The following is a 14,805-nucleotide window of genomic DNA, read 5'->3' as shown; positions in this document are numbered from 1 at the left end:
TCCGCACCAACGTGCTGGGGACGCAGGTGCTGCTGGAGGCCGCCCGGGCCCGCCGCGTGCGCCGCTTCCTGATGGTGTCCACCGACGAGGTCTACGGCTCGCTCGGGCCCACCGGCGCGTTCACCGAGAGCTCTCCGCTGCAGCCCTCGAGCCCGTACTCGGCGTCGAAGACCTGCTCCGATCTGTTCGCCCTCGCCTACCACCACACGTTCGGGCTCGACGTGGTGGTGACCCGGTGCTCGAACAACTACGGGCGCTACCAGTTCCCCGAGAAGCTCATTCCCCTGATGATCGTCAACGCGCTGCACGACAAGCCGCTGCCCGTGTACGGCGACGGCGGCAACATCCGCGACTGGCTCCATGTGGATGATCACTGCTCCGCGCTCGTCACCGCGCTGGAGAAGGGCAAGGCCGGCGAGGTCTACAACATCGGCGGCAACTCCGAGCGCAAGAACATCGACATCGTCAAGGCGATCCTCGGCCTGGTCGGCAAGCCCGAGTCCCTCATCAAGTACGTGAAGGACCGGCCCGGGCACGATCGGCGCTACGCCATCGATCCGTCGAAGATCAAGGCGGAGCTGGGCTGGACGCCCGCGCACACCTTCGAGCAGGGGTTGGCGGAGACGGTAAAGTGGTACGTGGACAACTCCGCCTGGTCGGAGCGCGTGATGAGCGGCACCTATCGCCAGTACTTCGAGACCCAGTACCGCGCCCGCCTCAAGGGCTAGCGTCGGCCGGAGCACGCACATGCGCTTCCTCGTCACGGGTTCCAACGGGCTGGTCGGCAGCCGCGTCTGCGCGCTGCTGGAGCAGCACGGGCATGAGGTGGTGGGGCTCGGCCGGGGAGGGCGGCGCACCGGCGGCGCGTACCGCTACCTGCCCGTCGATCTCACGCTGGAGGCGGATGTCCTTACCGCGATCGACTCCGCGGCGCCCGAGGTCATCATTCATCCCGCCTCGATGACCGAGGTAGATGCCTGCGAGAAGAACCCAGAGGCCGCTTACGCCGCCAACGTCACCGCCGTGGCCGCCGTGGCCAAGGGCGCGCGCAAGCTGGGAGCGCACCTGGTTCACGTCTCCACGGACTACGTCTTCGATGGCGACCACGGGCCTTATGACGAGGAGGCCCTGCCCAACCCGCGCGGCGTCTACGCCATCACCAAGTACATGGGCGAGCAGGCCGCGCGCGTGTTCGTCCCCGGGTGCGCGATCGCTCGCACGGCGGTGGTGTACGGCTGGCCCGCCGCGGGCCGCCCCAACTTCGGCGCGTGGCTGGTGGGCGCGCTCGAGAAGAAGCAGCCCCTCAAGCTCTTCGAGGATCAGTTCGTCTCGCCCAGCTTCGCCGACAGCGTGGCGGCGATGCTCGTGGAGCTGGGTGAGCGCAAGCTGGGCGGTATCTGGAACACCTGCGGCGGCGAGGTGGTGGATCGCGTCACCTTCGGCCGGGCGCTGTGCGAGGTGTTCGGGTTCGATCCCAGCAGCATTACTCCCTCGAAGCTGGCGGACCTGAAGCTGGCCAGCCCTCGGCCGCTGCGCAGCGGGCTGAAGGTGGACAAGGCCCGGACGCAGCTCGCGGCGAAGCCCCTGTCTCTCTCCGAGTCCCTGGCTCGGTTCCATGCGGCGTGGAAGGCTGCGGCCACGCCCTCTCGAGGTGGATGATGAAAGGCATTGTTCTGGCCGGCGGTTCGGGCACGCGCCTGTACCCGCTGACTCGCGTCGTCAGCAAGCAGCTGCTGCCCATCTACGACAAGCCGATGATCTACTACCCGGTCACCACGCTGATGCTGGCGGGGATCCGGGAGATCCTCATCATCTCCACACCCACGGATCTGCCGCGCTTCCGGGAGCTGCTCGGCAGCGGAGAGCAGTGGGGCGTGCGCTTCGAGTACGCCGAGCAGCCGCGCCCCGAGGGGCTGGCGCAGGCGTTCATCATCGGCCGGCCGTTCGTGGGCAATGACAACTCGTGCCTGATCCTCGGCGACAACATCTTCTACGGCCACGGCCTGAGCGAGATGGTGCAGCGCGCGGCCAAGCAGCCCCAGGGCGCCACGGTGTTCGGCTACTACGTGAAGGATCCCGAGCGCTACGGCGTGGTGGAGATGGACGCCCAGAACCGCGCGCTGAGCATCGAGGAGAAGCCAGCCAAGCCCAAGTCCAACTACGCCGTCACGGGCTTGTACTTCTACGATCAGCAGGTGCTGGACATCGCCGCCAACCTCAAGCCCTCCAAGCGCGGCGAGCTCGAGATCACCGATGTGAACGCCGAGTACCTGCGGCGCGGCCAGCTCCAGGTGGAGCTGATGGGGCGCGGCTACGCATGGCTGGACACCGGCACCCACGAGTCGCTGATGCAGGCCTCGAACTTCATCCAGATCATCGAGCAGCGGCAGGGGCTGAAGGTGGCCTGCCCCGAGGAGATCGCCTACCGCATGGGCTACATCAACGCGGCCCAGGTGGCGGCGCTGGCCGACCCCATGCGCAAGAACGAGTATGGCCAGTACCTGCTGGCGCTCATCGAGCACAAGGGGGCGGTGTCGTGAAGGTCATCCCCACCGAGATCCCCGGCGTGCTGATCCTCGAGCCGAAGGTCTTCGGGGACGAGCGGGGTTTCTTCCTGGAGACGTTCCACGCCAAGCGCTACGCGGACGCCGGCATTCCTGGGCCCTTCGTGCAGGACAACTACTCGCGCTCGGTGAAGGGCACGCTGCGTGGGCTCCACTTCCAGGAGCCGCAGGCCCAGGGCAAGCTGGTCCAGGTGGTGGCCGGCGCCGTGTACGACGTGGCCGTGGACGTCCGGAAGGGCTCGCCCACGTTCGGCAAGTGGGTGGGCGTGGAGCTGTCCTCGGAGAACAAGCGCCAGTTCTGGGTCCCGCCGGGCTTCGCGCACGGCTTCTGCGTGCTCTCCGAGTCCGCCGACTTCCAGTACAAGTGCACCGCGCTCTACGCACCGGAGAACGAGCGCGCCATCATCTGGAACGATCCGGATCTGGCCATCCCGTGGCCGATCTCCGGCGCGCCGAAGCTGTCCGCCAAGGACGCCGCCGCGCCGCGCCTCAAGGACGCGCCGGTGCTGACCGTGTACGCGGGCTGAGTCCCAACCCAAGGCTCCTGTCTACCGAGCGAGCGTACGGACAGGCGCCAGGCTCCGAGACACCGCCAGCCCTGGGGTGAGTGCGCATCCTCCGTGCGGGACACTGTCGAGGAGGCGGAATGGTTCTCCCAGGCAAGGGGATGGGTTGGAAAGAGTTCTTCAAGACGCTGAAGAACGAATACTCGCGGGACAAGGTGAGTGACGTGGCGGGCTCGCTCACCTTCTTTGGCGTGCTGGCGCTCTTCCCGTTCCTGCTGTTCCTGGTCTCGCTGGCCAGCGTGATCATTGATCCCGCCCAGGCGCAGGTGCTGATCCGGGAGCTGTCCAAGGTGGCGCCTCAAGAGGTGGTGTCCATCCTCGGGGATCGGCTGCAGTCCCTGGCCGCCAGCAACAACGTGGGGCTGCTGACGGTGGGAGGTGTGGGCGCTATCTGGGCCGCGTCCGGTGGGATCGTCGCGCTGATGGGTGCGCTCAACACGGCCTACGGCGTGGAAGAGAATCGGCCCTTCTGGAAGGTGCGCGGCATCGCCCTGCTGTCGACGCTCGTGGCCGCGCTCTTCTCCATCATCTCGGCGGTGGTGGCGGTGGCCACGCCGCCCCTGGCCGACAAGCTGGGCGGACCGTTCCCCACGCTGGTGACCTGGCTGCGTCTGCCCGTGGCCGGGCTGCTGATGATGTTCCTGTGGGCGCTGTTCTATTACGCCCTTCCGAATGTGAAACAGAACTTCAAGTTCATCACTCCCGGCTCCGTGGTGGGCGTCATCATCTGGGTGCTCGCCTCCTGGGGCTTCTCGACGTACGTGGCCCACTTTGGCAGCTACGACGCGAACTACGGCGCCATCGGCGGTGTCATCGTGATGCTGATGTGGATGTGGATCTCGGCGCAGGTCATCCTGCTGGGCGCGGAGATCAACGCGATCATCGAGCACCGTTCTCCCGAGGGGAAGTCGCCGGGCCAGAAGGTGCCAGGGGAGGGCGGGGTGCACGTGGCGGCGACGAAGACCGAGGTGGAGAACGCGGGAGGCCGGCTGCCGGGCGCCACGGACTTCCGCCCCGAGCAGCTCATGCCGCCCGCCTCACCGCCACCGCTGCGGAGCACTCCGCTGGCGGCGGCCGCGAAGTGGGCGGCGGGGTTCGGGCTCGGCATCTTCCTGCTGCGGCGTGGCACTCGGACGAGCTGAGCTCTCTCACGCGCCCCTCTCGGCTCTGGTTCTCCCGGGAGGGACGTGTCAGGTGTGAAGGCGTCACCCGACGTGCTGGCTCGTTTGCGGAGCGAGAGAGCGGACTGCTAGCGTTCAGTCCCTATGGCCAGGATCACTCCGCAGGGACCGAACTCTTCCGTCAAGACTCCGGCGCTGAAGGATGAGCCGGTGCGCAACACCGTGGTGACGCGCTCGCCGGCGACGAACACTCCGGCCGCGCCCCTTGCTCCCGCCGCGAGCACCTTCCAGGCGGCCACCCCTTCGCCCGTGGATGCGAAGCTCGCGCAGCTGCGCGGGCTGATGCATGGCATCACCGATCGGGGCGAGGAGAAGCAGATCCTGGACATGTTCCGCTCCGCCACGCCCGGGGAGCTCAACCAGCTCCTGACGCGCATGCCTCGCAATGAGCTGCACGAGCTCATGGGCGACATGGACAACCACTTGTTCGGCCCCAAGAACCACGATGCGTTTCTCGGGGTGCTGTCGAAGGAGCGCCTGGGCGATCTGAACACCGATAGCCGCGCCAAGGTCATTGATGCCTTGCAGTACCACCGGACCGACTCGAAGGCCGAGGAGGCGGTGCGGGACATCTTCCTGGGCACTCAGGGCTCCGCGCTCACCGCGCTCAAGAACGCCGTCGACGCGGGCGGCGACTACCATGATCTGCAGCAGCTGGTGTTCCACGACATCGACAATGCGGGGATCCGCTCGCAGCTGCTCGATCACTTCGCCAAGCAGGCCCAGTCCACCGGGCAGGTGAAGGTGTTGAGCGACATCGATGACACCTTCTACGTGAACCTCAAGGATCACCGCTACCCGAGCAAGACGGTGTACCCCGGCGTGAGGGCGTTCTACTTGGAGCTCGACAAGGGCGCTGGAGCCTCTCCCGACCGCGAGGGAGATCTCACGTTCCTCTCGGCCCGGCCGTACGATCGCGCGGGCATTGGCGAGGGCATGACGCGCTCGATGCTGGACGAGAACGGCGTGAAGACCGCCACGGTGCTCTCGGGGGACTTCCTGCACCTCATCGGCAACTCGAGCATCGCCGACAAGAAGTTCGACAACTGGCAGCAGTACAAGCAGCTGTTCCCGGAGTACAAGAGCGTCTTCATCGGGGACAGCGGCCAGGGCGACGCCATCTTCGGAGCCAAGGCGGTGGCCACGGCGCCTTCGGACATGAAGGCCGTCTTCATCCACAACGTGACGAACATGAGCGCCGAGGATCGCAAGGCGATGGCCCAGAAGGGCGTGTTCGTCTTCGACACCTACGTGGGCGCGGCCACCGAGGCCTTCCGGCGGGGGCTCATCACCCGCGAGGGGCTGGAGCGCGTGGCCTCGTCGGCGTCCGTTGAGCTGGACACCGTGCACTTCGACTCCCGCGAGCAGTACGCGGCTCGTAAGTCCGAGCTCGATCGAGATCTGGCTGAGATGCGCTCGGTGCTCGGCGCCCGCTCCTGAGTGGAGAAGGCGCCCGCAACGCGGGGGCTCCCAGTGGAGAAGGGGCTGGCGCAGGAGACGTGCTGCCCAGAGCACTGAGTTCTTCCACAGCCTCGGAGCGCGGGCTGTGTCGGGGCGGGGCGTTACGCTCGTGAGCCTATGAGCAAGCTCAGCCGTCCTTGGATGTGTCTGGTGTTGCTGGGCGTGCTGGCGGCGTGTGCTACGGCGCAGCCCGTTGGCAGCGAGTTCGCGGGTGATGAAGACGAGGGGGCTGCCCTCTCATTCGAAGCGGCCTGCGCGGAACCCAGCAGCGTGCTGGCGCTGTGCGCCGGGAAGCAGTGCGGGGTGTTCCGATGCCGTGAGGTGATGCGGCAGCTCACGGTGGGGCAGGTGGTCCGCACGTGGGGCGAGGTCGAGCCCCTGGCCGAGGCGGGGGTAGGCGCGCAGAGGTACTGGGGGAGCGCGCAGGAGTGGCCGTGGGACTCGCGGCCGGTGTTCATCATCCCGTGGAACTCCAAGCCCCCGCTGCTACCCAGCCAGCAGAAGATGTTGGAGGAGCAGGCGGCGGAGCGCCGCAAGCCGCACGAGCGGCATCACATCTTCCCGCAGGCGTTCAGGCAGTGGTTCACCGACAGAGGCATCGACATCGATGAGTACGTGATCCCGCTGGAGGTGGAGAAGCACCGGAGCATCCACCGGGGCGCGAGCGGAGGACCGTGGAATGAGGCGTGGCGCCAGTTCATCAAAGACCACCAAGCAGAGGACGTGACCAAGGTGGAGATCTACCGGTACGCCGGACAGCTCATCTACGAGTTCCAGCTCTTCGGGCCTGTCATGCCGTATTGGAAACAGCCACCACCCTTACCTTCAGGGTATTGAGGAGCATGCGATTTTATTGGCTGCGCGACGTGCCGAACCCTCGGTACTCGGGTGGGCACGATTACGGGAACAAATGGGGCCTACCCGGCGTGCATTGCCCGGTGTGCACTGACACTTGGGCCACAACCGGAGATTCCTACCCCTCGGTGGACCTATCTCACCTGCCGGTCGAGGAGCAGAAGAAGTACTTGTCACGGGTGGAGGAGGATTACGCCGAGTTCGAGCGGCTGCGCGAGCAGGTGCGCCCCTTGGCTCCTCCCGGAGTCCACCTTTGGCCAGGGACCAAGTTCGGACCCATGAATGGCTTGGCTCGGGGCGAGTTCGGCCCTCTGGTGCTGCACCACCCGTGGACGCTGCTGATGAGACGCGAGCCGTTGGAGCGCTTGAAAGCCGAGGGGCTGCAGGGGCTGAAGGGAGTCCGCACGGAGTTGCGCTTCCGAAAGAAGAACCCGCCCGAGTTGCTGGAGATGGAGTTGCTGCCTCTGGGAGACTTCCACTCGGATGCCGTGCCGGAACCTCCGTCGCCCTGCCCGAAGTGCGAGCGGAGAGGCCTCAAACGTCCGGAAGAGCCCATCCTGGACGCGGCCACGCTGCCGCAAGACCTGGACCTGTTCCGCCTTGCCGACTTCAAGACGATGATCATCGGCACCGAGCGCTTCGTCGAGGCGGTGCGGCGGTTGGGCTACGAGGAGGACATCGCCTTCAAGGAACTGCCCGTGCGCGGCACTCCTCTCCAGCGCTCTTGAAGCACAGGGCCGCGGCGTTGGTGCCGCAGCCCTGCATCAGGCCGGTGGGATCAGCCGGAGACTTCTACCTTGAAGTTGTTGGAGCTCAGCTCCGCGCCGTCCGGGCCCAGCACCTTCACCGTCCAGTTGCCCGAGTCCCCCGCGCGGAACGTCTTGTACGCGTGGGTCCGGTAGGGCGAGCGCGGTACCTTCAGCTCCACCTTGGACTCCGACTCCGGGGTGCCTTCCTTCGAGAAGACCACCGTCACGGTGCCGTTCTCCAAGCCAGAGATCTTGGCACCCGCGTAGAGCTTCGTCTCGGGCGCGACCTTGAAGGAGTCCGAGGCTCCCGTCACTTCATACTTCTCGATGGCCGTGCCGACCTTCACATCCGCCTTCCCGGCGGCGAACGCGGTGGTGGTGAGCAGCAGGGCTGGCAGCAGGAACTTCAACGCAGTCTTGGACATGGCGTCTCCTTGGGTGAGGGCAGGCACGCTAGCACCTCCCCCGGACGCCTGACTGCTCCTCGCGCACTACCGGCGGCGGATCGCCGTGTCCGCCGCGTGCTTCTCCAGGAACTCGCTGAAGGGCCCGTTGTAGTCGATCACCTCGTGGCCCTCCTTCAGCGACCAGATGCGCGTGGCCACCTCCGAGATCAGCTCCTGGTCGTGCGTCACGACGATCACCGTGCCCTCGAACTTCTTCAGGCCCTCGGCCAGCGCGCTGATGGACTCGAGATCCAGGTGGTTGGTGGGCTCGTCGAGCACCAGCACGTTGTCCTGCGTCAGCATCAGCTTGCACAAGAGCAGCCGCACCGTCTCGCCACCGGACAGCGTGTTGGTGGGCTTCATCCGCTCCTCGCCCGAGAACAGCATCCGGCCCAGCACCCCGGAGATCTCCTCGTTCGTCAGCTTGACGTTGATGTCGCGCAGCCACTCGAACGCCGTGGTGTTCTTGCGGATGGTGCCGTGGTGGTCCTGCGGCAGGTAGCCCATGGACGCCTGGTGGCCCCACTTGATGCTGCCGCCGTCCGGCTCCTGCTGCCCCGCGATCATCTTCACCAGCGTGGACTTGCCCACGCCGTTCTTGCCGATGACGCAGATCTTCTCGCCCTTCACCACCAGCGAGTTGAACGGCTTGATGACGGGCACCCCGTCGAAGGTCTTGTGGATGCCCTCGATCATCAGCGTCTGCTTGCCGCTGGCCTGCTTCTGATCGAACCGGATGAACGGCCGCGCGATGTTCGAGCGCTTCAGGTCATCCGTGCGCAGCTTATCGATCTGCTTGATGCGGCTCTGTACCTGCGAGGCGCGCGTGCCCGCGTGGAAGCGCGCCACGAAGTCCTGCAGCTGGGCGATCTTCTTCTTCTTCTCGGAGACTTCGGACTCGATGCGGCCGCGCACCTGCGCCTTCTGGTGCACCATCTCGTCGTAGCCGCCCGTGTACTGGATGATCGTCTCGTAATCGATGTCCGCGATGTGCGTGCAGATCTCGTTCAGGAAGTGCCGGTCGTGGCTGATGGTGATCAGCACGCCCTGGTACTCTTTCAGGAAGTTCTCCAGCCAGCGGATGGACTCGATGTCCAGGTTGTTCGTGGGCTCGTCCAGCAGCAGCCCCTCGGGCTTGCCGAAGAGCGCCTGCGCCAGCAGCACTCGCAGCTTCAGGCCGCCGGTGAGCTGCCGCATGGGGCCCTCGTGGAACTTCTCCTCGATGCCCAGGCCCACCAGCAGGGTGGCCGCGTCACTCTCGGCGACGTAGCCGTCCTCCTCGGCGATGATGCCCTCGAGATCGCCCAGCCGGTGGCCGTCCTCCTCGGTGATGTCCGCCTTGGCCAGCAGCGTGTTCTTCTCGTGCATGGCGTCCCACAGGGGCTTGTTCCCCATGAGCACCACGTCCAGCACGCGGGTGTCCTCGTAGCGGAAGTGGTCCTGGCGCAGAATGCCCAGCCGCTTCGGCCGGGAGAGCGTGCCCATGTCCGCCTCCTCGTCCCCCGCGAGGATCTTCATGAAGGTGGACTTGCCCGCTCCGTTGGGGCCGGTGAGGCCGTAGCGGCGGCCGGGCGAGAAGGCGACGTTCACCTCCTCGAAGAGCTTCTTGGGTCCGTAGGCCTTGGAGACATTGATGACGTTGAACATGGGCGACGCTCGTGTTGCGAAAGGGGGCCAGCGGCCTGAGGCGCGCGGCAATAGCACCGCTTCAAGCGCGGTGTGAGTCCTTTTAACGCACCGGCTCAGGCATTCATGCCCCCGGTGCGGGCAACCTCCCGGCTCGGGGCTCGCGCCCGTGTGGGATGGATTCGGAGGCCGCACCGCAGCCAGGCCTTCAAGCGAGGGAAGGGGCGCTCACATCGTAGGGGTGAAGCGGGCGCGCGGCAGGTATAAGGCCCTGCGATGGCTGTCCGCTTCGAGCTTCTCGCGACCGATCCGACCGGGGCCCGCGCCGGGGTGCTGCACACCCGCCGCGGCACGTTCCCCACACCCATGTTCATGCCGGTGGCCACTCACGCCGCCTTCCGCCACCTGGGCATGGAGGAGGTGTGGGACACCGGCGCCCGCATCCTCCTGGCCAACACCTACCACCTCATGCTGCGGCCGGGCGCCGAGGTGTTCCGCAAGTTCGGCGGCATCCACCCCTTCATGAAGTGGGATGGGGCGGTGCTGACGGACTCGGGTGGGTTCCAGATCTTCTCGCTGCCGGAGGACCGGCTCATCACCGAGAAGGGCGCGCACTTCCGCAGCTTCTATGACAACAGCCGCCAGCTCCTCAGCCCCGAGTCCAGCATCGCCATGCAGCAGGCGATCAACTCGGAGATCATGATGGTGCTGGACGTGTGCATCGACTCGCGCACGGACGAGCCCGGCACGCGCGAGGCCATGGAGCGCACCCACCGCTGGGCGCTGCGCAGCCTCAAGGCCAAGGAGAAGGAGTCCACTGGCCAGGCCCTCTTCGCCATCGTCCAGGGTGGGGTGCACCCGAGCCTGCGAGACGAGAGCGCCGCCTTCCTCACCCAGCACCCCTTCGATGGCTTCGCCATTGGCGGGCTCGCGGTGGGCGAGACGAAGGAGGAGCGCGAGACGATGACGGCGCGCGTGACGGGCTCGCTGCCGGCGGACAAGCCGCGCTACCTGATGGGCGTGGGCACTCCGATGGATCTGGTGGAGGCGGTGATGCGCGGCGTCGACATGTTCGACTGCATCATCCCCACGAAGATGGCGCAGCAGGGCTACGCCTATACGTTCCAGGGCCTGGTGCGCATTACCCGCATGGCGCACCGGCTGGAGGACTCGCCGCTGGATGCGGCCTGTGACTGCTTTGTATGCAAGCGCTACACGCGCGGCTACCTGCAGCACCTGATGCGGGGCAAGCACCACCTGGGCTCGCGGATGCTCTCCATCCACAACGTGCGGCACTTCCAACTGCTCATGGGCCGGCTGCGCGAGGCCATCCTCCGGGGCTCCTACGCCCAGGTGTACTCCGAGCTGAAGGCCGCCATCGCTCCGCCGAAGGATCTGCGCGGCGACGTGTCTCCCGACACCGTCACGCTGAAGGACGTGGGCTGAGCCTTCGCGGCGAGCCCGGTTCCGCCGCGCTCCGCCGCCTCAGCGCTGGATCTGCATGAGCCACTGCTCGGCCTTCCGGTGCATGTCGTCCTCCGGGGGCGTCAGGGCCATGACCAGGCGGAACTTCGGGATGGCGCTCTCGGGAGAGGAGGTCTTCACCGAGTACGCCTCGAGGAAGAGCTCCTGCGCCTTGAGCTTCAGATCGGCGAGCAGCTGGGTGGCGCCCGCGTGGCTGCGATCCGCCTTGAGCGTTTGCAGCGCGTAGTCCACGGCACGCGCCCACTGGTGCGCCGCTTTCGCCTTCACGGCGGCCTGGTAGAACATCCGCGCCGCTATCGGACCGGCGCTCTGGGCTACCCGGCTGGGCCTGGTCGGCCCCTGGATGCTCTTCTCCAGCTCCAGCAAGCGCCTCATCTTCTGCGCGTCCACCGCTGCCGGGTTCTTGTTGAGGCTGGCGAACTCCGTCAAATCCTTGAGGCCGGACTTGCACGGGGGCGATGTGGCCGCGCACGCCTTCGCCAGTGTGATCGCGCCGTCCACGTCTCCGCGCACGAACTGGTCCACGGCCTCCTCCCAGAAGGGCGGGGGAGGATCCGCGATGGGGACCGGGGGGGGCCGCTGCTCGGAGATGTGCTTGGCGGCTGCGTTCTCGGGGAAGGCGGCGAGCACGTCGTCCGCGATGGCTACGGCCTGGTCGAGCTGATGGGCGTCGAGCAGGGCTTGCGCCTCACGTACACGCGCCTCGGCGGCGTCCTGCAGCGCGCGCTTCTGTTTGGACACCTGCTCGAACATGAGCGTGTCCGGGTTGATGTTGTCCAGCTCCGCCTTGGCCTCTGCCAGCTTCTTCTCCGCCAGGGCCGTCTGCGCCGCCGTCAGGTGCTCCTGGTTGGAGCTCTCTTTCTCCACCCGCTTGATGTCCTGGAAGGACCGCTGCGCGGGATCCATCGGTGGATCATCGATCTCTCGCGGACGCCCGTGGTACGTCGACTCCTCGAGCTTCGCGACGACCAATCCCACGGCCGCTACCAGCAGGGCCCCCGAGAAGATCCACGGCAGGAGCTGTCTTCTGCGACGGGCCACGGCAAACACCTGCTTCCCGGGAGAAGGATCCGGGCTCCATCATCGCTTTCCGTCAGGGCGGGGGACAAGCCACGCCGAGCAGCCAGGCGGAGGCCCTGGGCCACCGAGAGGTTGCCCGCATCCTCCCTGTGCCGATAGAGGGAGCGCCATGTCCTCCCCGAATGAGGCTCCCGGGCCCAACACTTCCCCGCGCGACGGCGACTTCGAGCTCGTGACGCTGCGCAACGGCTCGCGCGCCGTGCGGCACCTGGGGCATGGCGAGGTGATGCACCCGAGCGTCGGCCCCTGGCAGGAGGCCCTCCGGCTCTATGTGGAGCAGCCTCGCCTGGCCGAGCGCCTGCGCCAGCCGGGGCCCCCGCTCGTCATCCTCGATGTGGGGCTGGGGGCCGCCACCAACGCGGTGGCCGCGCTCTCGTGTGCCCGGGAGCTGGGGGCCGAGCGCCGCAGGCCCCTGGAGCTCGTCAGCCTGGAGGTGGATCTCGCGCCGCTGCGGCTGGCCCTGGCGGACCCGGCGGGCTTTCCCTTCCTCCAGCCCTTCCGCCTGGCGGCCGAGGCGCTCATGCGCGACGGCTTGTGGGAGGCAGAGGGGATCCGCTGGCGGCTCCTGCTGGGCAACGCCATCCCCCACCTGGAGCAGGCCTTGCCTCCCGCGGAGCTCGTCTACTTCGATCCCTTCTCCCCGGCCTCCAACCCGGAGATGTGGACCGAAGGCGTGCTCTCACGGGTGCGCGCCCACTGCCGGCAAGACGGGGAGGGGGCGCTGCTGATGACCTACAGCGCGGCCACGCCCACCCGAGTCACACTGCTGCTGGCCGGCTTCTACGTAGGCGCGGGCGTGTCCACCGGAACCAAGGGAGAGACGACGGTGGCGGCCACCCGGCTGGAAGCGCTCGAGGCCCCGCTGGGAGCCCGGTGGCTGGAGCGGTGGCGCCGCTCCTCCTCCCGGGCCCCGCATGGGGCTCAGCTCACGCCCGAGGTCGAGGCGCGGCTGCTTGAGCACCCGCAGTGGCGCTCTCGTTGAGCGTCGCCACGGCGGGCACTTCGGACCAGCGGATGTGCAGGGTGCACGAGGTGCCGTCGAAGCCCTCGGGGATGGCCACCACGCGCCAGCCTCCGGCCAGCTCCACCGCGCGGGCCAGCAGCCCCGCCGCGAACGTGGGCTGATCCGCCAGCACTTCGTTGATCCACAGCTCCATGGACTGGGGGCCGCGCTCGACCACGCGCACCTCGCTGAAGGTGTTGCCCGCACGGAAGCCGTGGCCCGCGCGCAGCAGCACCCTCCGAGGGCCAGCCAGCTTGGCCACGCCCAGCAGCGCCTTCCCCAGGAAGGTGCCGAACCACGCATCCATGAACCGCTCACCCAGTGAGTAGTACGCGGCCTCGGCCGGCACCCCACCGTAGACGTGGGCCGCGGCCGTGCGCAGGAAGTCCTTCCATTGATCCAGCGTGTAGGACCGCTCCAGCTTCTGGTCCAGGTCCAACCCGGCCCGCTTGAGGGCCTCCCGGCAAGCCGGCGTCAGGCGGTTCTCGAAGGCACGGACGAACAGCGCTTCGACAGTCTGTGCATGGACGAGCTTCTCTGGCGTCATGGCGGGCACCCTACTCGACGGAGCGGAGAGTTGCTCGGTCGTTGGTGAAAAAACGTTCAGTGGGACTACGCTCTCGGTGCTGATCAGCAACTGCGGGAAGCACTTCCGGTGAAGCTGTCTCTCCCTTAGCGTGAAAAGCCCTGAAATCAGGTGCGGGAAGATTCTAGCGACCAGGAAAAATTCTGCCACGGGTACCTTGGCCTACAGTGTGCCAACGGACGTTGGGCCTCCACATGCACCATGTTCCAGGGGATTTCCCCCCGCTATAAGGCGCCCCCATGCCGACCCTCCTCCTCAGTGCGAACGATCTCCGCAGCCTGTACTCCGTGGACCTGGGCTTGAACGCCGTGGAGCGCGCCTTCCGCGCGCACGGCCAGGGCGAGGCCCTCATGCCCTCGAAGGTGTACCTCTCCCTACCGAAGTACGACGGTGACTTCCGAGCCATGCCGGCGTTCCTGGACGGCGCGGCGGGCGTGAAGTGGGTGAACGCGCACCCACGCAACCCCGAGAAGCACCAGCTCCCCACGGTGCGCGCCGTCTACGTGCTGAGTGATCCGGAGACGGCCTCTCCGCTGGCCATCATGGATGGGACGCTGCTGACCGCCTGGCGCACGGGCGCGGCGGGAGGCGTCGCGTCGAAGTACCTGGCGCGCTCGAAGCCTCGCACGCTCGGGCTGGTGGGCTGCGGTGTGCAGGCGCGGGTGCTCATCGACGCGCACCGCGCGCTGTTCGAGGGGCTCGAGCTGCTGCTCGCGGATGCCTCGCCCGCGGCGGCCCAGGCGCTGCAGAAGGAGAAGGGCGGGCGCGTGGTGAGCCTCCAGGAGGCCTCGGGGGCGGACATCGTGTGCACGTCCACGCCGGTGCGCTCGCCGGTGGTGAAGCGCGAGTGGATCCGCGCGGGCACGCACATCAACGCCATGGGCGCGGACGCCCCGGGCAAGCAGGAGCTGGATCCGCGCATCCTGCTGGACGGGCGGATCTTCATCGACGACGAGGATCAGGCCCTGCACTCGGGCGAGGTGAATGTGCCGCTGCACGACGGGCAGCTCCGGAAGGAGCAGATCGCGGGCACGCTGGGCGAGGTGGTGGCCGGGAAGAAGAAGGGCCGCCAGGGCGATGAGATTACGATCTTCGACTCGACGGGGCTGGCGGTGCAGGACGTGGCGCTGGCCAAGGGGCTCTACGAGGTGGCGCGCGCCAAGGGCGTGGGCCAGCTGTTCGATCTGGTGGGCAGCGGGTAGG

The 14,805-nt window shown here is 67.3% G+C and carries 15 protein-coding genes; 11 read left to right on the top strand and 4 right to left on the bottom strand.

From position 1 onward, the window contains the following. From ACJ8AT_RS13920 to ACJ8AT_RS13885, 8 genes are all read left to right on the top strand, one after another. A partial coding sequence (locus ACJ8AT_RS13920; protein ID WP_407738197.1) for a dTDP-glucose 4,6-dehydratase occupies positions 1-728 on the top strand: 728 nt, incomplete at its 5' end. 19 nt (positions 729-747) lie between these two features. Continuing rightward, positions 748-1,659 carry an SDR family oxidoreductase gene (locus tag ACJ8AT_RS13915; RefSeq protein WP_407738196.1) on the top strand — a complete coding sequence of 304 codons (912 nt, stop codon included), beginning with the start codon at positions 748-750 and terminating at the stop codon, positions 1,657-1,659. After that, positions 1,659-2,540, top strand: a complete 882-nt coding sequence (gene rfbA / locus ACJ8AT_RS13910) for a glucose-1-phosphate thymidylyltransferase RfbA (protein WP_407738195.1) — start codon at positions 1,659-1,661, stop codon at positions 2,538-2,540. The genes ACJ8AT_RS13915 and rfbA overlap by 1 nt, the downstream gene beginning before the upstream one ends. Further along, positions 2,537-3,091, top strand: a complete 555-nt coding sequence (gene rfbC / locus ACJ8AT_RS13905) for a dTDP-4-dehydrorhamnose 3,5-epimerase (RefSeq protein ID WP_407738194.1) — start codon at positions 2,537-2,539, stop codon at positions 3,089-3,091. Before rfbA ends, rfbC begins: the two co-directional genes overlap by 4 nt. Positions 3,092-3,210: 119 nt before the next feature. Then, positions 3,211-4,272 carry a YihY/virulence factor BrkB family protein gene (locus tag ACJ8AT_RS13900; RefSeq protein ID WP_407738193.1) on the top strand — a complete coding sequence of 354 codons (1,062 nt, stop codon included), beginning with the start codon at positions 3,211-3,213 and terminating at the stop codon, positions 4,270-4,272. A gap of 123 nt (positions 4,273-4,395) precedes the next feature. Next, positions 4,396-5,751, top strand: a complete 1,356-nt coding sequence (locus tag ACJ8AT_RS13895; RefSeq protein ID WP_407738192.1) for a phosphatase domain-containing protein — start codon at positions 4,396-4,398, stop codon at positions 5,749-5,751. A 138-nt stretch (positions 5,752-5,889) separates the two neighbouring features. Beyond that, positions 5,890-6,609 carry a TIGR02269 family lipoprotein gene (locus ACJ8AT_RS13890; protein ID WP_407738191.1) on the top strand — a complete coding sequence of 240 codons (720 nt, stop codon included), beginning with the start codon at positions 5,890-5,892 and terminating at the stop codon, positions 6,607-6,609. 5 nt (positions 6,610-6,614) lie between these two features. Beyond that, positions 6,615-7,355, top strand: coding sequence for a double-CXXCG motif protein (locus tag ACJ8AT_RS13885; protein WP_407738190.1), 741 nt, complete (start codon positions 6,615-6,617; stop codon positions 7,353-7,355). A 50-nt stretch (positions 7,356-7,405) separates the two neighbouring features. Here ACJ8AT_RS13885 and ACJ8AT_RS13880 read toward each other — a convergent pair whose 3' ends face one another. Together ACJ8AT_RS13880 and ACJ8AT_RS13875 are read right to left on the bottom strand one after the other, a co-directional pair. Then, positions 7,406-7,801 carry a DUF2914 domain-containing protein gene (locus ACJ8AT_RS13880; protein ID WP_407738189.1) on the bottom strand — a complete coding sequence of 132 codons (396 nt, stop codon included), beginning with the start codon at positions 7,799-7,801 and terminating at the stop codon, positions 7,406-7,408. 66 nt (positions 7,802-7,867) lie between these two features. Further along, positions 7,868-9,469 carry an ABC-F family ATP-binding cassette domain-containing protein gene (locus tag ACJ8AT_RS13875; RefSeq protein WP_407738188.1) on the bottom strand — a complete coding sequence of 534 codons (1,602 nt, stop codon included), beginning with the start codon at positions 9,467-9,469 and terminating at the stop codon, positions 7,868-7,870. A gap of 255 nt (positions 9,470-9,724) precedes the next feature. Between ACJ8AT_RS13875 and tgt the strand changes: the two genes are divergently transcribed. Further along, positions 9,725-10,894, top strand: a complete 1,170-nt coding sequence (gene tgt / locus ACJ8AT_RS13870; protein ID WP_407738187.1) for a tRNA guanosine(34) transglycosylase Tgt — start codon at positions 9,725-9,727, stop codon at positions 10,892-10,894. 39 nt (positions 10,895-10,933) lie between these two features. On the opposite strand, the gene ACJ8AT_RS13865 is transcribed toward tgt, so the two are convergent. Continuing rightward, positions 10,934-11,974, bottom strand: coding sequence for a hypothetical protein (locus ACJ8AT_RS13865; protein WP_407738186.1), 1,041 nt, complete (start codon positions 11,972-11,974; stop codon positions 10,934-10,936). 148 nt (positions 11,975-12,122) lie between these two features. Here ACJ8AT_RS13865 and ACJ8AT_RS13860 point away from each other — a divergent pair, with 148 nt between their 5' ends. Continuing rightward, entirely contained in the window at positions 12,123-12,995 is an 873-nt protein-coding gene (locus tag ACJ8AT_RS13860) for an MnmC family methyltransferase (protein ID WP_407738185.1), read from the top strand. On the opposite strand, the gene ACJ8AT_RS13855 is transcribed toward ACJ8AT_RS13860, so the two are convergent. After that, positions 12,940-13,563, bottom strand: coding sequence for a DUF2378 family protein (locus tag ACJ8AT_RS13855; RefSeq protein ID WP_407738184.1), 624 nt, complete (start codon positions 13,561-13,563; stop codon positions 12,940-12,942). The genes ACJ8AT_RS13860 and ACJ8AT_RS13855 overlap by 56 nt on opposite strands. 278 nt (positions 13,564-13,841) lie before the next feature. Between ACJ8AT_RS13855 and ACJ8AT_RS13850 the strand changes: the two genes are divergently transcribed. Next, entirely contained in the window at positions 13,842-14,804 is a 963-nt protein-coding gene (locus ACJ8AT_RS13850) for an ornithine cyclodeaminase family protein (protein WP_407738183.1), read from the top strand. The last annotated feature ends 1 nt before the right edge of the window (position 14,805 follow it).

The organism is Hyalangium sp., from assembly GCF_045802625.1.
GTDB lineage: Bacteria > Myxococcota > Myxococcia > Myxococcales > Myxococcaceae > Hyalangium.
The sequence above is the reverse complement of the archived record's forward strand: the minus strand, read 5'-3'. Positions and strand labels throughout refer to the sequence as shown.